Consider the following 22505-nt stretch of genomic DNA (forward strand, 5'->3'; position numbering starts at 1 on the left):
CCCGCCCTCCCGCGCGCCCTCCCGCGCCTGCTCAGCGCGGTTCCTCCGGCTGCCCCGGCAGCACGATCACCGCCTGCGCCCCCGGCCCGCCGTCCGGCGCCGGTCCCAACGAGACCTGGCCGCCGGCGTCCTGCACGGTCTGCGCCACGATCGACAGGCCCAGGCCGGAACCCGGCAGCTGCCGGGAGGACGGCGAGCGCCAGAACCGGTCGAAGACGTACGGGAGTTCCTCCGCCGGGATGCCCGGACCGTGGTCCCGGACCGTCAACCGGCCGCCCTGCAGCCGCACCTCGATCGTCCCGGCGGGCGGCGAGTACTTCACCGCGTTGTCCAGCAGGTTGATCACCGCCCGCTCCAGCGCCGCCGGGTCCCCGTGCACGTACCAGGGCCGCACGTCCGCGTCGAACACCAGCGAGGGCCCGCGCAGCCGCCCCCGCTCCAGCGCCCGCCCCACCGTCTCGTGGAACGGCACCACCGTCCGCACCGCCTCCCGGTTCGGCGTGTCCGGCCGGGACAGCTGCAGCAGGTCGCCGATCAGCAGCGTCAGCTCCTGCATCTGCGCCTTCATGTTCCCCAGCATCCGCGCCCGCGTCTCCGGCGGCAGCGCCCGCCCCTGCGCGTCCGAGCGGATCAGCAGGTCGACGTTGGTGCGCAGCGAGGTCAGCGGCGTGCGCAACTCGTGCCCCGCGTCGGCGATCAGCCGGGTCTGCCGCTCCCGGGAGTTGGCGAGCGCGGTCGACATCGAGTTGAACGAGGTGGAGAGCCGGGCGATCTCGTCCTGCCCGTGGACGGGGATCGTGGTGCCGACCTCCTCGGTGCGGGCGATGTGCTCGACCACGCCGGTCAGGTGGTCGACGGGCTTGAGCGCGGACCGGGCGACCACCCGCCCGGCGACCCCGGCCCCGATCACGCCGAGCCCGGCGACGCCGGCCATCAGCAGGGCGAGACTCTTGAGGGACTCCTCCACACCGCTGGTGGGCAGCGCGGTCAGCAGCGTCGCGCGCTGCTCCACGGTGCCGGACCGGACGCTGGTGGCGGTGCGGCGGATCAACGCCGAGTCGCCGTTGAGGTAGTTGCCCGCGCGGTAGGTGGCGGTCTTGCTGCCCGGCGCGCCGCTCGGCAGGTCGCCCGTCCGCACCACGACCGCCTTGGTGGCGCCCATCGGGAAGCACACGCTGCCGTCCGCCGTCACGACCTGGTAGTCGTACTTCGGTGGCCCGAAGTGGTCGTCCGGCACCGGGGGCACCTTCGCCAGGGCCGCCTCCGGAGTGCTGCCGCAGTACAGCTGGCGGCCGGGACCGAGCCCTTCCTGCTGGTACGCCTTGTCGAGGCTGTCGTGCACCTCCTGGTAGAGCTTCTCGCGCACCAGCAGCCAACTCGCCACCGACACCACCGCGATCGCCACCGCCACCGCGGCAGCCGTGAGCATGGCCAGCCTGCTCCGCAGCGACCTGCCGCGGAACCACCCCGTGAGCCGGCCGATCGGCTTCACGCCGCGGCGCCGGTCGCGGCGCGCAGCGCGTAGCCGACGCCGCGGACGGTCTGGATGAGGCGGGGCATGCCGTGCTGCTCGGTCTTGCGGCGCAGGTACATGACGTAGACGTCGAGGGAGTTGGAGGAGGGCTCGAAGTCGAAGCCCCAGACGGCCTTGAGGATCTGTTCGCGGGTCAGGACCTGCCGCGGGTGGGAGAGGAACATCTCCAGCAGCATGAACTCGGTGCGGGTGAGTTCGATGGCCCGGCCGTCGCGGGTGACCTCGCGGGTCGCGGTGTTCATCCGCAGGTCGGCGAAGGCGAGCACCTCGCCGCCGTCCCCGTCGGCGGCGGTGCGGGCGGCGGCCTCGGCGGCGAGCGCGTTGCGGCGGAGCAGGGCGCGGACGCGGGCGAGGAGTTCGTCGAGTTCGAAGGGCTTGGCGAGGTAGTCGTCGGCGCCGACGTCGAGGCCGGTGACGCGGTCGCCGACGGCGTCGCGGGCGGTGAGCATCAGGACGGGCACGGTGTCGCCGCGGGAGCGCATCCGGCGGACGGCGGTGAGGCCGTCCATCCGGGGCATCATGATGTCCAGCAGCACCAGGTCGGGGCGGTCGCGCTCGACGGCGGCCAGTGCCTCGTAGCCGTCGGTGGCGGTGGTGACCTGGTAGCCCTCGAAGGCGAGGCTGGATTCCAGCGCGTCGCGCAGCGCGGGCTCGTCGTCGACCACGAGGACGCGGGCGCCGCCGCCCGGGGCCTCGGCGGGAGTGCGGTCGTCGGCGGGGGGAGTCATCGGCGCGGGCCCTTTCTGAGTCCGGTGCGGTCCTGGCCATTGTCCGTCGGAGGGGACGGATCGGGCGGGCGGTCGGCGGTGGTCGTCGACCGGATGGTGCGTCAGAGGGTCTTTCCGGCCTGCAGCTGGGACAGCACCTGCTTGACGCTGTTGATCGGGATGGCGAAGCCGAGGCCGACGCTGCCCGCGTCGGAGCTGCCGCCGGAACTGGAGCCGGAGGCGGAGTACATGGCCGAGTTGAGGCCGATGACCTGTCCGGCGGCGTTGATCAGCGGGCCGCCGGAGTTGCCGGGGTTGAGCGCGGCGTCGGTCTGCAGCGCCTGGTAGGTGGCGGTGTCGGCGGAGTCCGCGGACGAGGAGCCGGAGGAGCCGGAGGAGCCGCGCTGGCCGGGCAGGTTCGGGAAGCCGAAGCCGCCGTTGTTGCTGGTGGTGCTCTCGTCGACCTGGACGGAGACCTTGCGGTCCTTGGCGGAGACGATGCCGGAGGTGACGGTGCCGGTGAGGCCCTCCGGGTTGCCGATGGCGACGACCGGGTCGCCGACGGCGACGTCGTCGGAGTTGCCGAGGACGGCGGTGGTGCGGCCGCTGACGCCGGAGGCGGTGATGACGGCGACGTCCAGGGACTTGTCGGTGCCGGTGACGGTCGCGGTGGCGGTGGAGCCGTCCTGGAAGGCGACGGTCATCTGGCCGCCGCCGCTGACCGCGCCGGAGACGACGTGGTAGTTGGTGAGGATCCGGCCGTCCTCGGTGAGCACCACGCCGGTGCCGGTGGCGGTGCCGCTGCCGGTCCTGACGGTGATCTGCACGACGGCGGGGGAGACCGCCGCGGCGATCGCGGAGACGTCGGGGCTGCCGTCGGCGTTCGCCGAGACGGGGCGCACCAGGGTGCTGCCCGCGCTGGTGGAGCCGGTGCGGTCGTGGGCCAGGGTGCCGCCGGTGACGCCGCCGACCAGGGCGGCGATCGCGGCGACGGCGGTGGCCAGGGCGAGGCGGCCGCGCAGCAGGCCGCGGCGGGCGCGGTGCCCGGCGGGCGGCTGCTGGTCGGCGGTGCCGTCGGCGGGGACGGGGATCGCGGGCAGTGGCGCCGGGTCGCCCGCGTCGGCGGGCGGCAGGGCCGGGTAGGCGGCCTCCCGGTACTCCCGGTGCTCCCGGTACGGGGTGCCGGGGTACGACGGCGGGTACGCGGGGGCGGCGGGCGGCTGCGGCGGGAGCCAGCCCGCGCCGCCGTCCTGGGGGTGGGGCTCGTGGGTGCTGCGGTGCTGGTCGCTCATGACGACCAAGCTCCGCCCGTTTCATGAGGATCGGATGAGAGCGTGCTAGAGGTTCCCCGAGAAGCCCGTCAGCTTCTCATAAAGCCTGGTCAGGCCCGCTCGCCGCCGCAGCCGCAGGAACGCCGCACGACCAGGCGCGACGGGAACTTGCGGACCCGCTCGGTGTCGCTGCCGGGCACCATCAGCGAGTCGTCGAGGACCAGGTCCACGGCGGCCCGGGCCATCGCGTCCCGGTCGGAGGCGACGGTGGTCAGCGGCGGGGAGGCGAAGGCCGCCTCGGGGATGTCGTCGAAGCCGACCACCGCGAGGTCCTCGGGGACGCGCAGGCCGAGTTCCTGGGCGGCCCGGAGCACGCCGATCGCCTGGTCGTCGGTGGAGCAGAAGACCGCGGGCGGCCGCCGGTCGGAGCGGAGCAGCTCCAGCGCGACCTGGTAGGCGCCGTAGCGGTGGAACGGCGCGTCGACCAGGTGCGGTTCGGTGGGCAGGCCGTGCGCGGCCATCGCGAGCTCCCAGCCGGCCACGTGGTCGATGACGGGGTCGCCGGGGGCGGGGGACTCCACCGGGCCGCCGAAGCAGGCCACGTACGGGTGGCCGTGCACCTCCAGCAGGTGGCGGACGATCAGCTCGGAGCCGCCGATGTCGTCGGTGACCACGGCGACGTCGTCGATCGCCTCGGGGCGGCGGTGCAGCAGCACCACCTTGGCGCCCTCCATGGCGGCGAACTCCTCGGCGGCGCGCTGCGAGGGGCCCTGGCTGACCAGGATCAGGCCGGAGACCCGCATGCCGAGGAAGGCGCGGACGTAGTGCACCTCGCGGTCGTCCACGTAGTCGGAGTTGCCGATCAGCACGAGCTTGCCGCGCTCGGAGGCGGCGCGTTCCACGGCGTGCGCCATCTCGGCGAAGAACGGCTGCCGGGCGTCGGGGACGACCATGCCGATCAGGTTGGTGCGCCGGGAGGCCATCGCCTGGGCGACCGAGTTGGGTCGGTACCCGAGCTGCTCGATCGCGGCGAGCACCTTCTCCCGGGTGGCCGGGGCGACCGGCCGGGGACCGTTGTTGATCACATAGCTGACGACCGCGGTCGAGGTGCCAGCCAGTCGGGCTACGTCGTCGCGAGTCACCTTGGCCACGGGGGGAGTCTACGCGGGTGGTTCGGCGCTCCGGCCCGGGGTGACACCTGGTGGGACGGCCGTTTCCGGACCGATCCGGGCAAAGCCGGGCGAGTGCTCCCGCGGGGCGTTCCCACGGGGCCGGGCGGGTGCCTGGAGCACGGGTCCGCCCGGCCCTCCGTCAGCGCTCCTGCGCCGCGCCGGTGCGGCTCGGCTCGGTGCGGTCGGTGCCCTTGTCGGGGCGCTCGGGCACCACGAAGCGGTAGCCGACGTTGCGCACGGTGCCGATCAACTGCTCGTTCTCGACGCCGAGTTTGGCGCGCAGCCGACGGACGTGGACGTCCACGGTGCGGGTGCCGCCGAAGTAGTCGTAGCCCCAGACCTCCTGGAGCAGCTGGGCCCGGGTGAAGACCCGGCCGGGGTGCTGCGCCAGGTACTTGAGCAGCTCGAACTCCTTGAAGGTGAGGTCGAGGACGCGGCCCTTGAGCTTGGCGGAGTAGGTGGCCTCGTCGACCGAGAGGTCGCCGTTGCGGATCTCCATCGGGCTGTCGTCGGCGGCCGCGTTCAACCGTCCGAGGGCGAGCCGCAGCCGGGCCTCGACCTCGGCCGGCCCGGCGGTGTCGAGCAGCACGTCGTCGACGCCCCAGTCGGCGGTGACGGCGGCCAGGCCGCCCTCGGTGACCACCAGGATCAGCGGGCTGCCGATGCCGGTGGAGCGCAGCAGCTGGCACAGGCTGCGGATCTGCGGCAGGTCGCGCCGGCCGTCGACCAGGATCACGTCGGCGCTCGGGGTGTCGACCAGGGCGGACCCCTCGGCGGGGGCCACCCGGACGCTGTGCAGCAGCAGTCCGAGGGCGGGCAGCACCTCGGCGGAGGGTTGCAGGGCGTTGGTCAGCAGGAGCAGTGAACTCATACCCGGTTAGTCCCCTTTCCGGGTCGTCGCGGTCACGGCCGCCGGGGGAACGCCGGCCGCGGTACAGGGTGGGGGAGCGCCGACGGGTCGGCGGGCGCGTCGGAGGACGGGGCGGCGGTGGCTCGCCCGGGGGTCCCGCAACCCCCGGCGTCCCGCTGGTGCCTCGTCCATCGGCGTACCCTCCGGTCTGTCCCGCCGGTTGCGCACCTCGTCGTGCGGCCGGCGGCGGGGGCGTCCCGGCGGCGGGTGCGGGTGGGTGCACCGTTCGCAAGAACGTCCGCATGGCGTCCTGAAAGCACAAAAGGACCCGGGGGCGACTCTGCCCGGATCCCTCATTGGATCGAGGATAGCCGACCGGCCCCGGCCTGGGGAGAGGCGCGGGCGGGGCGCATCGGACGGGTCCGCGCTCCGGTCGGCGGGCCGGGCGGCGCTGCGGGGGCCGGGGTGCTTGCCCACGGGCGGGGGGTGCGGGCGATGATGGGGGCCGCACCGGCCGCACCGTACGTGTACCCCGATCCGCGGGTGGGCCGCCGGCACCGGGCCGGCCGTCGTACCGGGCGAGGACCGTCGAGAGGGTTTGCCGTGAGCGCGACCACCGAGAACCGCACCGCCCCCGGATCACCCGCGCGGGTGAGCGGGACCGTCCGCTACTGGGCCGCCGCCAAGTCCGCGGCGGGGCTGGCCGAGCAGCCGTTCGCGGCGGCGACGCTGGCCGACGCGCTGGCCGCGGTGCGCGCCGCGCACGCCGACCGGCCGGAGCTGCTGCGGCTGCTGGGGGTGTGCTCGTTCCTGCTGGACGGCGAGCAGGTGGGCGGCCGGGACCACGCCGGGCTGGCGCTGTCCGAGGGCTGGACGGTGGAGGTGCTGCCGCCGTTCGCCGGAGGCTGATCACCGTTTCCCCGGCGGCCGTTCCGGAACTGGGTCACCCGTGCGATCGTCCCTATGTCCGTGGAACGGATTCCGTTCGCCTTCGAACGGTCTCCGGCTCGAACGTCTCAGGGGGAGTGCGATGCACGGCTCGGTGAAGCTGCTGATCGGTCTCGGCGTGGTGGGCGGCCTGCTGTTCGGCGCCGACCGGATCGCCGTCGGGGTCGCGGAGGACCAGGCGGCGGACGCGGCCGTCTCCTCCGGCTGGATGACCAGCCGCCCGGACGTCGAGATCGACGACTTCCCGTTCCTGACCAGCGCGCTCTCCGGCGAGCTGGACAAGGTCGTGATGAGTTCGGACGGGATGACCGTGACGGACGGGAAGGAGACCGTGACGGTGCACTCCTTCAAGGCGAACATGTCCGACGTGAAGTTCACCGACTCCTACCGCGGCGTCACGGTCGGGCGCGGCGACGGCCAGGGCGTCATCTCCTACCAGGACCTGTCGAAGTTCGTGGCGGGCGCGGCGGGCGGGCAGATCGCCCTGGAGTACGCGGGCCCGGGCAAGGTGAAGACCTCGCTGCTCGGCGCCACGGTGGAGGGGAAACTGCGCAACGAGGGCAACGAGGTCGTCGTGGACGGCTTCGAACTGGGCGGCCTGGCCGCCAAGTTGAAGCCGGTGGCCGGTGACCTGCTGAAGCCCCGCCGGTTCGCGCTGTCCGGCCTGCCGACCGGCCTCTCGCTCTCCGAGGCCACCCCCGAACCGGACGGCGTCCGGCTGCGCTTCACCCTCGCCCCCGGCACCACGCTCGGCCACTAGCGTCCGTCGAGGGGTCGGTCGCGGGTCCGTCGCACGGCGGGTGCGAGTCCGGCGGCGCCCCCGCCCGGCCGTCCGCTGGGCGAGACGCGCTGTCCAGCGCGGCCGTCGGAACGCCCCGGAACGCCCGTTCGCCCGTCCCTCGCGCCGGGGCGGGCCGGTCGCCGCGCGAGCGAAAACCGGTAAATCCCAATATTCGGACGTTCAGGTCTCAGCATTCGACACGATGATGACAGCACCCCCACCGCTTCCCTAGCATCGTCGTCATGAAGCGACAGGCGGACCTCACGAAGCGGCGGGCGGTAGACCACTGCCGCGTGTCGAGCTGCCTGTGTCGAATGCGCTGATTCTGCGGTCACGTCCCGCAGTCCCGGCGCGTCAGCCCCGCTCCGACGCCGCGAACCGGTAGCCATGGGCACCGGTGCGTCCGGAGCGACGAGCACCCACCTCCGATCCACCCCGGCCGAAGCCGCGCCCGCTCCCGTCCCAGCATGCGGACAGGTGTGCGGACGCGTCCGGCCCGGAGCACTCCCAGCAGCCCTTCCGCCAACCGCCCCCGGATGGAGAAACCCACATGAGCCGCAGCGACGTCCTGGTCGACGCCGACTGGGTCCAGGCCCACCTGGACGACCCGAAGGTGGTCATCGTCGAGGTCGACGAAGACACCGCCGCCTACGACAAGAACCACATCCGCAACGCGGTCCGGATCGACTGGAAGAAGGACCTCCAGGACCCGGTCCGCCGCGACTTCATCGACCAGGCCGGCTTCGAGGCGCTGCTGTCCGCCAAGGGCATCGCCAACGACGACACCGTGGTGCTCTACGGCGGCAACAACAACTGGTTCGCGTCCTACGCCTACTGGTACTTCAAGCTGTACGGCCACGGCGACGTCCGCCTGCTGGACGGCGGCCGCAAGAAGTGGGAGCTCGACTCCCGCGAGCTGGTCGTCGAGCAGCCCGAGCGGCCCGCCACCCAGTACACCGCGCAGCCGGCCGACTCCTCGATCCGCGCCTTCCGCGACGACGTGGTCAACGCGATCGGCACCCTGAACCTGGTCGACGTCCGCTCGCCCGACGAGTTCTCCGGCAAGCTGCTGGCCCCGGCCCACCTCCCGCAGGAGCAGTCGCAGCGTCCGGGCCACGTCCCGACCGCCAAGAACATCCCGTGGGCGAAGAACGCCAACGACGACGGCACCTTCAAGAGCGACGACGAGCTCAAGGCCCTGTACGAGGCCGAGGGCGTCGACCTGGCCACCGACACCATCGCGTACTGCCGGATCGGCGAGCGCTCCGCGCTCACCTGGTTCGTGCTGCACGAGCTGCTCGGCCAGGAGAACGTCAAGAACTACGACGGTTCGTGGACCGAGTACGGCAGCCTGGTCGGCGTGCCGATCGAGCTCGGCAACTGAGCCCCGGCTCGCGCGACAGCAAGGAAGAGGGAAACAGACATGTGCGGTGCGAAGGCCGGCGGCCCGGACCTGGCAGGAGTTGACGTGGCCAACGAGACGATCATCCAGGGTTCGGTGACCCGCAACGACGAGCCGGTCAACGGCTACGTGCGGCTCCTCGACGAGAACGGCGAGTTCACCGCCGAGGTCCCGACCTCGGCGACCGGGCAGTTCCGGTTCTTCGCCCGCCCGGGCAAGTGGACGCTGCGGGCCCTGGTGCCCGGCGCCACCGTGGACCGCCAGGTGGTCGCCACCCAGGGCGAGTTCACCGAGGTCGCGATCGCGGTCTGAGGACCGCGCGGCAGCAGCGTGACGAGGGGCCCGGACGCCTTCTGGCGACCGGGCCCCTCGGCCTACCCTGGAAGGGTGCAGGCACACCGGCGGCACGTGCGCTACTTCGTGATGATGGGCGTCTGCCTGGCGCTGTTCGTCCTGGCCTGGGGCGTGGTGCGCTTCTGGTCGGTCGGCGCCGCCATCGGCATGTGCGTGGTCGCGATGGTGATCCCGCCGGTGGCCGCCGTCCTCGCCAACAAGCGCGACCGGGACGACGACTGGTGGGACGACCCGCGCTGGGACGACCCGCGCTGGGAGCAGCGCGGCCACGACCGGGACGCGCCGGACCGCGAGCCCCCGGACGACGGTCCCCGGCGTCAGTAGACGAGCGCCCTGGCGTCGTCCGCCATCACCTCGGACAGGAACACCTGCGCCCCGGCGATCCGCACCCCCTCGATCACGTCGGCCTGCGCGATGTCCCGGCGCGCCGCGCACTGGGTGCACAGCGTGACGCTCCCGCCCGCCAGGACCGCCTCCAGCAGGTCCGGCAGCGGAGCCGAGTGCGGCAGCTCGAACTCGGCGGCCCGCCCCGGCAGGGCGAACCAGGCGGACTCCCCGGTCAGCCAGAGCGAGACCGGGACGCCGCTGGCGACGGCGACCGAGGCGACGGTGAAGGCCTGCGAGCAGCGCTCGGGCGCGTCCGCCCCGGCGGTGACCTTGATGACCAGCTTCTTCGACATGCCCCAGAGACTACGGGCGCGAGGGCCGCCGGATAGACTCGCGCCGTACCACAGCCCGTCGAACCCGCCCCTGGGAGCGCACCGTGTCCGGTCTTGAGATCTTCTTCGACAGCCTGCTGGCTCTGATGGCCGTGCTGATCACCTGGTTCGCCATCTTCTCCGTCATGAAGCTCTACCAGGGCCAGCGCTGACGGCTGCCGTACGGTTGACCCGGTAACCGTCCGACGACACCAGCCAGGACCATGATCGAGATTCCTTCCGACCTCCACCGCGACGTCGTCCCGCTCGCCTTCCTCCTCGGCACCTGGGAAGGCGCGGGCGTCCACGACTTCCCCGGCTCGGAGAAGTGCAACTTCGGCCAGGAGGTCGTCTTCCGGCACGACGGCCGTCCCTTCCTGGAGTTCCGCTCCCGCAGCTGGGTGCTGGACGAGAAGGGGGAGAAGGTCCGCCCGCTGGAGACCGAGCACGCCTTCTGGCGGGTCACCAGCAACCAGCACGGCACCAGCGGCGAGCGCGAGATCGAGGTCTCCTCGGTCCGCGACGACGGCACCGTGGAGATCTGGTACGGCAAGCTGCACGACGGCAAGCCGCAGATCGACCTGGCCACCGACGCGGTCGCCCGGATCGAGGGCGCGGCCCCCTACAGCGGCGGCAAGCGGCTGTACGGCCTGGTCAAGGACGAGCTGCTCTGGGTCGGCGAGAAGGCCGCCCCCGAGGTGCCGCTGCGCCCGTACATGTCGGCGCAGCTGAAGAAGGTGCTCAACCCGGCGCAGCTGATCAGCGACATCAACGACCTGCCGGACGACGGCATCGCGTTCTTCCGCTGAGCCGCCCGGTGCGCACGGAGTAGGGGCCGACCACCCGGTCGGTCCCTACACTTGTCGGCAGGACCTCTCACCGGGCAGGGACACACGTGGCGAACAGCGAGACCACCGACTGGAAGGCCGACCTGCGCGAGCGCGGCTACCGGCTGACCCCGCAGCGCCAGCTGGTGCTGGAGGCCGTCGACGTGCTCGACCACGCGACCCCGGACGAGATCCTCTGCCAGGTCCGCAGGACCGCCAGCGGCGTCAACATCTCCACCGTCTACCGCACGCTGGAGCTGCTGGAGGAGCTGGGCCTGGTCTCGCACGCGCACCTCGGCCACGGCGCCCCCACGTACCACCTGGCGGGTCGGCACACCCACCTGCACCTGGTCTGCCGGGACTGCGACAAGGTCACCGAGACCGACACCGCGATCGCCGCCCCGCTGATCGACAGCCTGCGCACCGAGCACGGCTTCGACACCGACCTCAAGCACTTCGCCATCTTCGGCCGCTGCGCGGACTGCACCGCCAAGCTGGAGCAGGCGCAGTCGTAAGACCGACCGCCACCCTCCATGTGCCGGTCGGTCTAGGCTGACGGGTATGAAGAGTCCGCTGCTTGCCCTGCCCGGCGCCGTCCCGGCCGAAGGTCCCGACGAGGGGGTCGCCGCCCACTACGGCGACCTGTTCCGCGAGCAGCGCGCGCTGGCCGCCGGGCGCGGCTTCACCGACCTCTCGCACCGCGGCGTGATCACCGTGACCGGCCCGGACCGGCTGAACTGGCTGCACCTGCTGCTCACCCAGCACGTCAGCGAGCTGCCGCCGCAGCAGGCCACCGAGGCGCTGGTGCTCTCCCCGAACGGGCACGTGGAGCACGCGCTCTACCTGGTCGACGACGGAGAGACCACCTGGATCCACGTCGAGCCGGGCGGCGCGCCCGCGCTGGTGAAGTACCTGGAGTCGATGAAGTTCTGGAACCGGGTCGAGGTCGCCGACGCCACCGAGCAGTACGCCGTGGTCTTCCTGCCCGCGGGCTCCACCGCCCCGGTCGGGGCCGCCGCCGCGGTGCGCGAACTCCCGTGGGGCCGCGACCTGTTCCTGCCGCGCGCCGAACTCGCCGCGGCCGCCGAGCAGTTCGGCCCGGCGGCGGGCGTCTGGGCGTACGAGGCGCTGCGGATCGAGGGGCACCGGCCGCGGCTCGGCTTCGAGACCGACCACCGCACCATCCCGCACGAGGTGGACTGGCTGGGCAGCGCCGTGCACCTGCAGAAGGGCTGCTACCGCGGCCAGGAGACGGTCGCCCGGGTGCACAACCTGGGCCGCCCGCCGCGCCGCCTGGTCTTCCTGCACCTGGACGGCACCGAGGAGAAGCTGCCCGCGCACGGCACCGAGGTCCGCGTCGAGGGCCAGGAGCGCCCGGTCGGCTTCGTCACCTCCTCGGCCCGGCACCACGAGCTCGGCCCGATCGCGCTGGCCCTGGTCAAGCGCAACACCCCGGTGGACGCGGTCCTGCTGGCCGACGGCGTCCCCGGCACCCAGGACCTGATCGTTCCGGCCTGACGGGCTACACCTCCAGCAGGACGGTGAACGGCCCGTCGTTCACCAGCGAGACCTTCATGTCGGCGCCGAACCGCCCGGTCTCCACCTTCGCGCCCAGCGCCCGCAGTTCGGCCACCACCGCGTCCACCAGCGGCTCGGCGACCGGGCCGGGCGCGGCGGCGTTCCAGGTGGGGCGGCGGCCCTTGCGGGCGTCGCCGTAGAGGGTGAACTGGCTGATCACCAGCAGTGGGGCGCCCAGCTCGGAGCAGGAGAGCTCGGGGCTGCCCGGGAAGACCCGCAACGTCCAGAGCTTGCGGGCCAGTTGGGCGGCCTGGGCCGGGGTGTCCGCATGGGTGGCGCCGACCAGCACGCACAGGCCCGGCCCCTCGATCGCGCCGACCGTCTCGCCGTCCACCGTCACGGCCGCCCCGGCGACCCGCTGCACCACTGCTCGCATGCCGCCCATTGTGCCGGGCCCGGTCCGCCGGGGGCGCGCGGCCTCCCGGTGCGCGCCGGGGTCGCGCGTGCTGCGCCCCGATTCGTGCAGGTGAACCCGTGGCGCGGATTCTTCGTACTAGCCAGGGGTGTTCGCCAGGGGGCCGTTCGGGTACTCGGGCGTGCGGCGCCGGGGCCCGGAATGGCACGCTGTCCGACGGCCCGGGGCCTTCCGGGCCCCGCGGGGGCGTCCGCCGTCCCGGCGAACCGCGTCACCCGCACGAGTGGCACCGCCCGCCGGGGGGAACCCTGGGTGGCGGGCGGCCCGTGCTGGTGGCGGGCACTGGTACTACGGCAGGTGGTCGGATTGATGGACGTGAGCGCGGTCGACGAGGGCCTGGCCGGTCTGGCCCTGGAGGAACTGCGGGTGCTCCGCCGGGACGCGCTGGAGCAGGAGGCCGACCTGTCCTACCTGCGCCGCCTGCTGCACGGCCGGATGGACATCCTCCGGGCCGAACTGCAGCGCCGGGAGATCATCCCGCTGCAGGCCGCCGACGAGGCCCCCTGCGCCCTGCTGGACCGCCTCCCGGCGATCCTCGCCGACGCCCCCTCGGCGTCCCGCCGCCCGGCCCGGCACCTCACCCTCGGCCCGCCCCGCGGCGAGCGCTACCAGCAGGAGGCCGACGCCCTGATGGGCGACGTCCAGCTGGCCGACCTGGCCGCGCACCCCACCGCCGACCTGCTGGCCGCCGTCGAGCGCCTGGACGAGCACCAGCGCGAGGTCTCCGGCCGCCGCCAGGCCCTGCAGCGCACCGCGGACGACTGCGGGGCCGAGATCACCCGCAGGTACCGTGAGGGGGAGGCCCGGGTCGACGACCTGCTCAGCGAGCGCTGAGCGGGGCGGACGCGGCCGGGGCCCGCCCTCACCCTCACCGCACCGCCCCTGGAGACCCACCCGTGTCGCAGTCCGCCCTGCCCGCCCTCGCCGAGGTCATACGCTCCGGCTTCACCGAGGGCCGCCACCGCGGTTCGCTGGTCCTGCTCGACGCCGACGGCGCCGTCGAGTACGCGCTCGGCACCCCCGAACTCCCGGTCTACCCGCGCTCCACCGCCAAGCCCTTCCAGGCGGTCGCCACCCTGCGGGCCGGCCTCGACCTGGGCGGCGAGCAGCTCGCGCTGGCCGCCTCCAGCCACTCCGCCGAGCCCTTCCACCGCGCCGCGGTGCGCAAGCTGCTCGCCGGAGCGGGCCTCACCGAGGCCGCCCTGCGGCTGCCCGCCGACCTCCCGCTGGACGAGGTGGAGGCCGAGGAGCTGCTGCGCTCCGGCGGGGAGCGCGCCCCGATCCTGATGGACTGCTCCGGCAAGCACGCCGCCTGGCTGGCCGCCTCCGCCGCCAACGGATGGGACCTGGAGACCTACCTCGACCCGGCCCACCCGATCCAGCGGCTGGCCCGCACCGCCCTGGAGGAGGCCGTCGGCGAGCCCGCCGCCCACCTGGGCACCGACGGCTGCGGCGCCCCGCTGCTGGCCGTCTCGCTCACCGGCCTGGCCCGCGGCTACCGCGCCCTGCTGCTGGCCGATCCGGGCACCGAGCAGCGCCGGGTCGCCGACGCGATGCGCGCCCACCCCGAGTACGTGGCCGGCACCCGCCGGGCCGACACCTGGCTGATGCGGGCGGTGCCCGGCGCGCTGTCCAAGATGGGCGCCGAGGCCGTCCAGGTGGTGGCGCTGCCCGACGGCCGGGCCCTCGCCTTCAAGATCGAGGACGGCGCCGAGCGCGCCCGCGGCCCGGTGCTGGCCGCCGCACTGCGCCGCCTGGGCCTCGCGGACCCGGTGCTGGACCGGATCGCGGCCGCCCCGCTGCACGGCGGCGGCAACGTGGTCGGCGAGGTCCGCGCGGCGTTCTGAACCGACGCCCCGGACGCCCCGTCGGCCGACCCCGGGATGCCCGGGGCGGCACTTCGGTGCACGGTGGACGGCGGGGGAGCCACCCGCCGCCGCACCAGGGAGAGACCGCCATGACCGACCACACCTACCGGGTCACCGAGATCGTCGGGTCCTCGCACGAGGGCGTGGACGCCGCGATCCGCAACGGCCTCGCCCGCGCCAACCGCACGCTGCGCAACCTGGACTGGTTCGAGGTGGTGCAGGTCCGCGGCCACCTGAAGGACGGCGAGGTCGAGCACTTCCAGGTCGGCCTGAAGGTCGGCTTCCGGCTCGACGACAACGACGGCGCCTGAGCCCGGTACCCGGGAACGCGCGAGGGGCGGGAGTCCGACCGGACTCCCGCCCCTCGCGCAGGTACGACGGGGCGCCCCGGAGGGCGGCACGGCTCAGTGGCCGCCCTGCTCCTGCAGGCGCTTGATCGAGGCCTCGATCTCGGCCTCGGCCTCGGCCCGGCCGACCCAGTCGGCGCCCTGGACGGACTTGCCCGGCTCCAGGTCCTTGTAGACCTCGAAGAAGTGCTGGATCTCCAGGCGGTCGAACTCCGACACGTCCTGCAGGTCCTGCAGGTGCGACCAGCGCGGGTCGGTCGCCGGGACGCAGAGCAGCTTGTCGTCGCCCCCGGCCTCGTCCGTCATGTGGAACATGCCGATGGCGCGGCACTTGATCAGGCAGCCGGGGAAGGTCGGCTCCTCCAGGATGACCAGTGCGTCCAGCGGGTCGCCGTCGTCCGCGAGGGTGCCCTCGACGTAGCCGTAGTCGGCCGGGTAACGGGTCGAGGTGAAGAGCATGCGGTCCAGGCGGAGCCGGCCGGTCTCGTGGTCGACCTCGTACTTGTTGCGCGAGCCCTTCGGGATCTCGATCAGGACGTCGAACTCCAACGGTTCCTCCAAGGGTTGGGACTGACAGAATCCAAGTGTCTCCTACGGCGGGGTGTGCTCAGGAAAGGGGCCGGTCGGTGAGATCAGGGACAGGGGCGGGACGCGGGCGCAGGGCCGCGCTGGCGGCCGCGCTGGGAGCGGTGCTGGCCACCGGGACGACGTTCGCGGGCCCGGCCCTCGCGCAGCCCTCGCCGGACCCGGCGCACAGCAGGCGGGCCGAGGACGGCCACGACCAGGGGCAGGGGCAGGGGCAGGGGCAGGGGCGGCAGGGCGGCGGCGACCACGGCGGCCAGGGCGACGGCCGGCAGCAGCGCCACGGCGACCGGCACCGGGCGGTTCCGGTCAAGGGGCCGGTGCTGGCCGCGGGGGACGCCGCCGACAGCAAGGCGCCGACCGGCGGCGGGCTGCGCACCGCGCTCGGCGGCACCGTCCAGGACAAGGCGCTGGGGACCCTGAACTTCGCCGTCGCCGACGCCGCCACCGGCGAGTTCCTGTTCGGCGCGCAGGAGAACGTTCCGGCCACGCCCGCCTCCACCACCAAGCTCGCCACCGCCGTCGCCGCGCTCGCGCTGCTGCCCGCCGAGCACCGGATCGCCACCACCGTGGTCCGCGGCGCCCCCGGCGAGATCACCCTGGTCGGCGGCGGCGACCCCACCCTGACCGCCCTGCCCGCCGACCAGGTCCGGGTCGGCGGCGTTCCCGTCGACCCGGACAGCGCCCCCGCCTCGATGGCCGAACTGGCCCACCGCACCGCCACCGCACTCAAGGCCGCCGGGACCACCGAGGTCAAGCTCTCCTACGACACCTCGCTGTACACCGGCCCGCTGCTGCACCACGAGCACGACGCGATGAACATCGCCGCGGTCACCCCGCTGATGGTCGACGAGGGCCGGATCGACCCGCGCTCGCCCGACGAGGCCCCGGCCCGGGTGTTCGACCCCGCCGGGCAGGCCGCCGACTCCTTCGCCGGGTTCCTCAAGGCCGAGGGCATCACCGTCCGGGGCAAGCCCGCCCAGGCCACCGCCGCCGCGGCCGGAGCAGCCGAGATCGCCCGGGTGGAGTCGCCGACGATCGGGCGGCTGGTCGAGCGGATGCTCACCACCTCCGACAACACGCTGGCCGAGGCCGTCGCCCGGCAGGCCGCGGTCGCCGCGAAGCAGCCCGCCAGCTTCGAGGGCGCGGCGAAGGCCGTGACCGGCGAACTGGCCGCGCTCGGCGTGCCGTTGGACGGCGTGGTGCTCACCGACGGCAGCGGCCTGGCCAATGCCAACCTGATCCCGCCGATCACCCTGGTCGACCTGCTCGCCGCGGCCGCCGCCCCGGCCCACCCCGAACTCCGCCCGGTCATCACCGGCCTCCCCGTCGCGGGTTTCTCCGGCACCCTGGTGAGTCGTTTCGGCGCCAAGTCCGGAGCGAACGAGGCGGCCGGGATCGTCCGCGCCAAGACCGGCACCCTCCAGGGCGTCAACACCCTGGCCGGCACCGTGGTCGACGCCGACGGCCGGGTCCTCGCCTTCGCCCTGATGACCCGCACCGACGCCGACCCCGCCGCCGCCCGCGCCGCCGTCGACCGCATCGTCGCCAGGATCGCCTCCTGCGGCTGCTGACCCCGCGGCCCGTCCGCCCCCTGCCGCGCCCGGTCCGCGCCGTCCCGCATGGCCCGGCCCGGGACGGGTAGCCGTCCCGGGGTCCCTCCCCGGGGAGGGGGTCAGCACGTACGGTGAAGGCATGACGAGCGCGAGCGGCGGTGCGGAGATGGTCGACTGGGATCTCGCGGTGGCGACCGCGACGCGGCTCGCCCGGCCGGGCCCGCGGATCGGCCGGGACGAGGCCCGGGCCGCGGTCGCCGAGCTGCGCCGGCACGCCGCGGAGGCGGAGCGGCACGTGCGGGAGTACACCCGGATGGGGTCGACCGCGGCGGCCGGGACGCCGGTGCTGGTGGTGGACCGGCCGGGCTGGGTGCGGGCGAACGTGGCGGGCTTCCGGACGGTGGTGCGCCCGCTGACGGAGAAGCTGGCGGCCCGCCGTCAGGGCGGCGGCCGGGGCGCGGCGGCGGCCGGCGCGGCGGGGGCGAAGGCGACGGGGGTGGAGGTCGGCGTGGTGCTGGCCTTCCTGTCGGCGAAGGTGCTGGGCCAGTACGAGACCTTCGCCCCGGCGGAGCTGCCGAGCGCCCCGGACAGCCCGGAGGGCCTGTTCGACCAGCCGCGGCGCGGCCTGGTGGTGCCGCCCGGGCGGCTGCTGCTGGTGGCGCCGAACATCGTCCAGGTGGAGCGCGAACTCGACGTCTCCCCGCACGACTTCCGGCTCTGGGTGTGCCTGCACGAGGAGACCCACCGGACCCAGTTCACCGCGGTGCCGTGGCTGCGCGACCACATCCAGTCCGAGGTGCAGGAGTTCCTGGCGCAGACCGACGTCGATCCGGCGGCCTTCCTGGAGCGGCTGCGCGAGGCGCTCGGCGGCCTGCCCCTCCCGGGCCGCTCCGGCGCCCGCCGGGAGGCCGCGCCCAGCGTCACCGACCTGGTCCAGACGCCCGCGCAGCGGGAGATCCTGGCCCGGCTGACGGCGGTGATGTCGCTGCTGGAGGGCCACGCGGACGTGGTGATGGACGGGGTGGGACCGGCGGTGGTGCCCTCGGTGGCGGAGATCCGGGAGAAGTTCCAGCGCCGCCGCGACCGGGGCAGCGGCCGACTCGACCTGGCGCTGCGCCGACTGCTCGGGATGGACGCCAAGCTGCGGCAGTACCAGGACGGCGCGGTGTTCGTCCGGGGCGTGGTGGAGCGGGTCGGGATGGACGGCTTCAACCGGGTGTGGACCTCGCCGAACACGCTGCCGACCAAGGAGGAGGTCCACGACCCGGCGTCCTGGGTGTCCCGGGTGATCGGCTGAGCGCGGGAACCGGACCGGTCCGGCTCCCCTCCCGACCGGTCCGTCGAGCGGGCGAGTCGTACACCTGGCGGCAGACGTAACGTTTCTCCATTCACCCGTACGTGGGACGGTGGATCCGCCGTTGGCGCGGGTGGTGTGGGCGGTGTCCGGATTCTGCGACCATCTGTGAGCGCCTGGTGACCGAGAGCTGACAGGCGGCCGACGTACCCCCCCTCCGCCAAGGAGCGCCAACCATGGGCCCACACCCCGCTGTCGCGGCGATACGCCTCGCCGTCCGCCGTACCCTCGCCGAGCTCGCCGCGGAGGCGGGCGTCACCCCCGGCGGGCCGGTCCGCACGCCCGCGCCCGTGCCGGTGCCCGTGCTGGCGGGCACCGCGACGGTGCCCGGTACGCTGATCGGCAACGCCCGCCGGCACCCCTCCGGCCTGCCCCGCACGCCCGCCGCGCCCGGCTCCCCGCTGGTGCTGGTGGCGGTCTCCGGCGGCGCCGACTCGATGGCGCTGGCCACCGCCACCGCCTTCGAGGCCCCCAAGCTCGGCCTGCGGGTCGGCGCCGTGACCGTCGACCACGGCCTGCAGGACGGTTCGGCCGAGCGCGCCGAGCAGGTCGCCGTCCGGCTGCGCGAGCTCGGGCTCGACCCGGTGGAGGCGGTCGCCGTCCGGGTGGGCCGCGGGGGCGGCCCGGAGAATGCCGCCCGGGACGCCCGCTACGCCGCCCTGGACCTGGCCGCCGAGCGCCACGGCGCGCTCGCCGTGCTGCTCGGCCACACCCGCGACGACCAGGCGGAGACGGTGCTGCTGGGCCTGGCCCGCGGCTCCGGCGCCCGCTCGCTGGCCGGGATGCCCGCGCAGAAGGGCCGCTACCGCCGCCCGCTGCTGGAGCTGGACCGGGCCGCCACCCGGCAGGCCTGCGCCGCGCAGTCCATCCCGGTCTGGGACGACCCGCACAACGCCGACCCGGCCTACACCCGCTCCCGGGTCCGGCACGAGGTGCTGCCGGTGCTGGAGAAGCACCTGGGCGGCGGCGTGGTCGAGGCGCTGGCCCGCACCGCCCGGCTGTTCCGCGACGACGCCGACGCCCTGGACCAGTGGGCCGCCCTGGCCGAGCGCGACCTGCGCGCCCCGGACGGCGGCCTGGACGTCGGCAAGCTCGCCGAACTGCCCCCCGCGGTGCGCCGCCGGGTGCTGCGCCGGGCGGCGCTGCGCGCGGGCTGCCCGGCCGGTGACCTGTTCGCCCGGCACCTGGAGACCGTGGACCTGCTGGTCACCGGCTGGCGCGGCCAGGGACCGCTGCACCTACCCGGGGGCGTCGAAGCCGTGCGCCGGTGTGGCACGCTGGTGTTTCGGCGGCAGGGCGACTGAGCACAGTCGTACCGCCGCCGCCGAACCCAGACCCCGAACGTTTGAGGACGTATCCCCGGTGGACCAGAACGACATGGGCGCAGACCTCGCGAAGGTGCTCATCAGCAAGGACGAGATCGACGCCAAGCTGGTGGAGCTGGCCGCGCGGATCGACCAGGACTACGCCGGGAAGGACCTCCTGCTGGTCGGCGTCCTCAAGGGCGCCGTCATGGTGATGGCGGACCTGGCCCGGGCGCTGCACAGCCAGGTCACCATGGACTGGATGGCGGTCTCCTCGTACGGGATGGGCACCAAGTCCTCCGGCGTGGTCCGGATCCTCAAGGACCTGGACACCGACATCGCCGGCAAGGACGTGCTGATCGTCGAGGACATCATCGACTCCGGCCTGACGCTGTCCTGGCTGCTCGGCAACCTGGGCTCGCGCGGCCCGGCCTCGCTGAAGGTGTGCACCCTGCTGCGCAAGCCGGACGCCGCCAAGGTGGAGATCGACGTCGAGTACGTCGGCTTCGACATCCCCAACGAGTTCGTGGTCGGCTACGGCCTGGACTACGCGGAGAAGCTGCGCAACCTGCCGTTCATCGGCACGCTCGCGCCGCACGTGTACGGCGGCTGAGCGGGGCGGCTGAACCGTTCGGGCGACGGGCGGGAACAGTGCACCGTTCCCGCCCGTTGTGCGGGGGTAGGAAAATAGGCCGCACCGTGGTGCGATCCCGCCGGTAGCGGGGCTCGCTGCGGTACGGTCCCATCAAACGCTCGTCTTACGAGCACATATCGGATGCGCCGAGGCCCCAAGCCGAGCAGCGCCCGTTGAACTGGCAGGAGGGACGGGGCGGTGACGCCCCGCATGGATGGACGTCAAGCGATACTTCCGTGCGCCGATCATGTGGGTCGTGCTGGCCGCCCTCGCCGTGTTCGCGTTGATGGAGCTCGTCTCGGATTCGAGCGGCTACAAGACTGCGGACACCGGGCAGATCGTCAGCGCCATCGACAACAACCAGGTGAAGTCGGCGCAGCTCACCACCGGTGACTCGAACCTCATCAAGATCCAGCTGCAGGACGGCCAGAAGCTGAAGGCGGGCTCGAACAACAAGTCGCCGTCCGGCTCCCGCTTCCAGGCCTCCTACACCGGCGACCAGCAGGCCGCCGACCTGGCCAGGAAGCTCCAGGAGAAGTACGCGGCCGGCCAGATCACCGACGGCTACACGGTCAGCCCCGAGAAGCAGTCGACCTTCGTCAGCCTGCTCTTCTCGATGCTGCCGATCGTGATCATCGTCCTGGTCTTCCTGTTCCTGATGAACCAGATGCAGGGCGGCGGCTCCCGGGTCATGCAGTTCGGCAAGTCCAAGGCCAAGCTGCTCACCAAGGACACCCCGAAGACCACCTTCGCGGACGTCGCGGGCGCCGACGAGGCGGTCGAGGAGCTCCACGAGATCAAGGAGTTCCTGCAGGAGCCGGCCAAGTTCCAGGCGGTCGGCGCCAAGATCCCCAAGGGCGTGCTGCTGTACGGCCCGCCCGGCACCGGCAAGACCCTGCTGGCCCGCGCCGTCGCGGGCGAGGCGGGCGTGCCGTTCTACTCGATCTCCGGCTCCGACTTCGTCGAGATGTTCGTCGGCGTCGGCGCCAGCCGCGTCCGCGACCTGTTCGAGCAGGCCAAGGCCAACGCCCCGGCGATCATCTTCGTCGACGAGATCGACGCCGTCGGCCGGCACCGCGGCGCGGGCCTCGGCGGCGGCCACGACGAGCGCGAGCAGACCCTCAACCAGCTGCTGGTCGAGATGGACGGCTTCGACGTCAAGGGCGGCGTCATCCTGATCGCCGCCACCAACCGCCCCGACATCCTGGACCCGGCGCTGCTGCGCCCCGGCCGCTTCGACCGGCAGATCGCCGTCGACCGCCCGGACCTCCAGGGCCGACTGGACATCCTCAAGGTGCACCAGAAGGGCAAGCCGATCGCGCCGGACGTCGACCTCTCGGCCGTCGCCAAGCGCACCCCCGGCTTCACCGGCGCCGACCTGTCGAACGTGCTGAACGAGGCGGCGCTGCTCACCGCGCGCTCCGAGAAGAAGCTGATCGACAACCAGGTGCTGGACGAGGCGATCGACCGCGTCGTGGCCGGTCCGCAGAAGCGCTCGCGGATCATGTCCGACAAGGAGAAGAAGATCACCGCGTACCACGAGGGCGGCCACGCCCTGGTCGCGGCGGCCTGCAACTACTCCGACCCGGTGCACAAGATCACCATCCTGTCCCGCGGCCGCGCCCTGGGCTACACGATGGTGCTGCCGGACGAGGACAAGTACTCGACCACCCGCAACGAGATGCTCGACCAGCTCTCGTACATGCTGGGCGGCCGGGCGGCGGAGGAGCTGGTCTTCCACGACCCGACCACCGGCGCCTCGAACGACATCGAGAAGGCCACCGCCACCGCGCGGGCCATGGTCACCCAGTACGGCATGAGCGAGCGCCTCGGCGCGATCAAGTTCGGCTCCTCCGACTCCGAGCCGTTCCTCGGCCGCGAGATGTCCCACCAGCGCGACTACTCGGAAGAGGTCGCCGGGCTGGTGGACGAGGAGGTCAAGAAGCTGATCGAGACGGCGCACAACGACGCCTGGGAGATCCTGGTCGAGAACCGCGACGTGCTCGACAACCTGGTCCTCGAACTGCTGGAGAAGGAGACGCTGAACAAGGAGCAGATCGCCGAGATCTTCGCTCCGGTGATCAAGCGTCCCCCGCGTCCGGCGTGGACCGGCTCGGCCCACCGCACCCCGTCCACCCGGCCGCCGGTGCAGTCGCCGAAGGAGCTGGCGCTGACCAACGGCTCCGCGACCGCCCCGACCGACCCGGTGGACGTCGTGAAGCTCCCGCCGGTCGACGGCGGCCAGGTCGAGAGCTGAGCGACCGAATATCCGTTCGGAATGGATGCCGCGCTTCCCGGGTTTGTACCCTGGAGGCGCGGCATC

24 protein-coding genes are annotated in these 22505 nt (G+C 73.3%); 16 read left to right on the forward strand and 8 right to left on the reverse strand.

The window, feature by feature from the left end; all coding sequences use genetic code 11:
- Nucleotides 1-31: 31 nt before the first annotated feature.
- The 5 genes from ACFY00_RS10030 to ACFY00_RS10050 all read right to left on the reverse strand — a co-directional run bounded on the left by ACFY00_RS10030 (nt 32) and on the right by ACFY00_RS10050 (nt 5555).
- Nucleotides 32-1429 (reverse strand): sensor histidine kinase, encoded by a 1398-nt coding sequence (locus tag ACFY00_RS10030; RefSeq protein ID WP_388029288.1) that lies wholly within the window; start codon nt 1427-1429, stop codon nt 32-34.
- 59 nt (nt 1430-1488) lie between these two features.
- Nucleotides 1489-2262, reverse strand: coding sequence for a response regulator transcription factor (locus ACFY00_RS10035; RefSeq protein WP_388029291.1), 774 nt, complete (start codon nt 2260-2262; stop codon nt 1489-1491).
- A gap of 101 nt (nt 2263-2363) precedes the next feature.
- A complete protein-coding gene (locus ACFY00_RS10040) occupies nt 2364-3533 on the reverse strand; it encodes a S1C family serine protease (protein WP_388029294.1) in 1170 nt (389 codons plus the stop codon).
- Between the two features lie 89 nt (nt 3534-3622).
- The gene (locus tag ACFY00_RS10045) at nt 3623-4663 is read right to left on the reverse strand and encodes a LacI family DNA-binding transcriptional regulator (RefSeq protein WP_285736267.1); all 1041 of its coding nucleotides are present in this window, start codon (nt 4661-4663) and stop codon (nt 3623-3625) included.
- A 160-nt stretch (nt 4664-4823) separates the two neighbouring features.
- Nucleotides 4824-5555 carry a response regulator transcription factor gene (locus ACFY00_RS10050; RefSeq protein WP_388029297.1) on the reverse strand — a complete coding sequence of 244 codons (732 nt, stop codon included), beginning with the start codon at nt 5553-5555 and terminating at the stop codon, nt 4824-4826.
- A 582-nt stretch (nt 5556-6137) separates the two neighbouring features.
- Between ACFY00_RS10050 and ACFY00_RS10055 the strand changes: the two genes are divergently transcribed.
- The 5 genes from ACFY00_RS10055 to ACFY00_RS10075 all read left to right on the forward strand — a co-directional run bounded on the left by ACFY00_RS10055 (nt 6138) and on the right by ACFY00_RS10075 (nt 9343).
- Complete coding sequence (locus ACFY00_RS10055; protein WP_388029299.1) at nt 6138-6443, forward strand: MoaD/ThiS family protein; 306 nt, start codon at nt 6138-6140, stop codon at nt 6441-6443.
- A 121-nt stretch (nt 6444-6564) separates the two neighbouring features.
- The gene (locus ACFY00_RS10060; RefSeq protein ID WP_388029302.1) at nt 6565-7242 is read left to right on the forward strand and encodes a DUF2993 domain-containing protein; all 678 of its coding nucleotides are present in this window, start codon (nt 6565-6567) and stop codon (nt 7240-7242) included.
- A gap of 571 nt (nt 7243-7813) precedes the next feature.
- Nucleotides 7814-8647: a sulfurtransferase gene (locus ACFY00_RS10065; RefSeq protein ID WP_388029305.1), complete on the forward strand. Its 834-nt coding sequence runs from the start codon at nt 7814-7816 to the stop codon at nt 8645-8647.
- A gap of 39 nt (nt 8648-8686) precedes the next feature.
- Complete coding sequence (locus ACFY00_RS10070; RefSeq protein ID WP_014137449.1) at nt 8687-8977, forward strand: DUF1416 domain-containing protein; 291 nt, start codon at nt 8687-8689, stop codon at nt 8975-8977.
- A 75-nt stretch (nt 8978-9052) separates the two neighbouring features.
- Entirely contained in the window at nt 9053-9343 is a 291-nt protein-coding gene (locus ACFY00_RS10075; protein ID WP_388029307.1) for a DUF3099 domain-containing protein, read from the forward strand.
- Here the strand turns inward: ACFY00_RS10075 and ACFY00_RS10080 are convergent.
- A complete protein-coding gene (locus ACFY00_RS10080; RefSeq protein ID WP_033217627.1) occupies nt 9337-9699 on the reverse strand; it encodes a DsrE family protein in 363 nt (120 codons plus the stop codon). The genes ACFY00_RS10075 and ACFY00_RS10080 overlap by 7 nt on opposite strands.
- Before the next feature lie 242 nt (nt 9700-9941).
- Here ACFY00_RS10080 and ACFY00_RS10085 point away from each other — a divergent pair, with 242 nt between their 5' ends.
- The 3 genes from ACFY00_RS10085 (at nt 9942) to ACFY00_RS10095 (ending at nt 12062) form a co-directional block, all read left to right on the forward strand.
- On the forward strand, nt 9942-10526 hold the full coding sequence (locus ACFY00_RS10085) for an FABP family protein (RefSeq protein ID WP_285736261.1): 585 nt from the start codon (nt 9942-9944) through the stop codon (nt 10524-10526).
- A gap of 86 nt (nt 10527-10612) precedes the next feature.
- Nucleotides 10613-11059 (forward strand): Fur family transcriptional regulator, encoded by a 447-nt coding sequence (locus ACFY00_RS10090; protein WP_388029310.1) that lies wholly within the window; start codon nt 10613-10615, stop codon nt 11057-11059.
- Between the two features lie 46 nt (nt 11060-11105).
- On the forward strand, nt 11106-12062 hold the full coding sequence (locus tag ACFY00_RS10095) for a YgfZ/GcvT domain-containing protein (protein WP_388029313.1): 957 nt from the start codon (nt 11106-11108) through the stop codon (nt 12060-12062).
- Nucleotides 12063-12066: 4 nt separating this feature from the next.
- Here the strand turns inward: ACFY00_RS10095 and dtd are convergent, their stop codons facing one another.
- On the reverse strand, nt 12067-12498 hold the full coding sequence (gene dtd / locus ACFY00_RS10100; RefSeq protein ID WP_388029316.1) for a D-aminoacyl-tRNA deacylase: 432 nt from the start codon (nt 12496-12498) through the stop codon (nt 12067-12069).
- Nucleotides 12499-12846: 348 nt separating this feature from the next.
- Between dtd and ACFY00_RS10105 the strand changes: the two genes are divergently transcribed.
- The 3 genes from ACFY00_RS10105 to ACFY00_RS10115 all read left to right on the forward strand — a co-directional run bounded on the left by ACFY00_RS10105 (nt 12847) and on the right by ACFY00_RS10115 (nt 14716).
- Nucleotides 12847-13371, forward strand: a complete 525-nt coding sequence (locus ACFY00_RS10105; protein ID WP_388029318.1) for an ABC transporter substrate-binding protein — start codon at nt 12847-12849, stop codon at nt 13369-13371.
- Nucleotides 13372-13433: 62 nt separating this feature from the next.
- Complete coding sequence (locus ACFY00_RS10110; protein ID WP_388029320.1) at nt 13434-14384, forward strand: asparaginase; 951 nt, start codon at nt 13434-13436, stop codon at nt 14382-14384.
- Between the two features lie 110 nt (nt 14385-14494).
- Entirely contained in the window at nt 14495-14716 is a 222-nt protein-coding gene (locus ACFY00_RS10115; protein WP_388029323.1) for a dodecin, read from the forward strand.
- Nucleotides 14717-14809: 93 nt separating this feature from the next.
- Here the strand turns inward: ACFY00_RS10115 and ACFY00_RS10120 are convergent, their stop codons facing one another.
- Nucleotides 14810-15301, reverse strand: coding sequence for an inorganic diphosphatase (locus ACFY00_RS10120; RefSeq protein ID WP_033217614.1), 492 nt, complete (start codon nt 15299-15301; stop codon nt 14810-14812).
- 77 nt (nt 15302-15378) lie between these two features.
- Here ACFY00_RS10120 and dacB point away from each other — a divergent pair, with 77 nt between their 5' ends.
- The 5 genes from dacB to ftsH all read left to right on the forward strand — a co-directional run bounded on the left by dacB (nt 15379) and on the right by ftsH (nt 22439).
- Nucleotides 15379-16908 carry a D-alanyl-D-alanine carboxypeptidase/D-alanyl-D-alanine-endopeptidase gene (gene dacB / locus ACFY00_RS10125; protein WP_388029326.1) on the forward strand — a complete coding sequence of 510 codons (1530 nt, stop codon included), beginning with the start codon at nt 15379-15381 and terminating at the stop codon, nt 16906-16908.
- 121 nt (nt 16909-17029) lie between these two features.
- The gene (locus ACFY00_RS10130) at nt 17030-18187 is read left to right on the forward strand and encodes a zinc-dependent metalloprotease (protein ID WP_388029329.1); all 1158 of its coding nucleotides are present in this window, start codon (nt 17030-17032) and stop codon (nt 18185-18187) included.
- 233 nt (nt 18188-18420) lie between these two features.
- The gene (gene tilS, locus ACFY00_RS10135; RefSeq protein ID WP_388029331.1) at nt 18421-19548 is read left to right on the forward strand and encodes a tRNA lysidine(34) synthetase TilS; all 1128 of its coding nucleotides are present in this window, start codon (nt 18421-18423) and stop codon (nt 19546-19548) included.
- Nucleotides 19549-19621: 73 nt separating this feature from the next.
- Nucleotides 19622-20161: a hypoxanthine phosphoribosyltransferase gene (gene hpt / locus ACFY00_RS10140; protein ID WP_033217699.1), complete on the forward strand. Its 540-nt coding sequence runs from the start codon at nt 19622-19624 to the stop codon at nt 20159-20161.
- A gap of 235 nt (nt 20162-20396) precedes the next feature.
- Complete coding sequence (gene ftsH, locus ACFY00_RS10145) at nt 20397-22439, forward strand: ATP-dependent zinc metalloprotease FtsH (protein WP_388029334.1); 2043 nt, start codon at nt 20397-20399, stop codon at nt 22437-22439.
- Nucleotides 22440-22505: the final 66 nt, after the last annotated feature.

Origin of the sequence: Kitasatospora sp. NPDC001540, from assembly GCF_042894345.1 — a bacterium.
Taxonomy (GTDB): Bacteria; Actinomycetota; Actinomycetes; order Streptomycetales; family Streptomycetaceae; genus Kitasatospora; species Kitasatospora phosalacinea_C.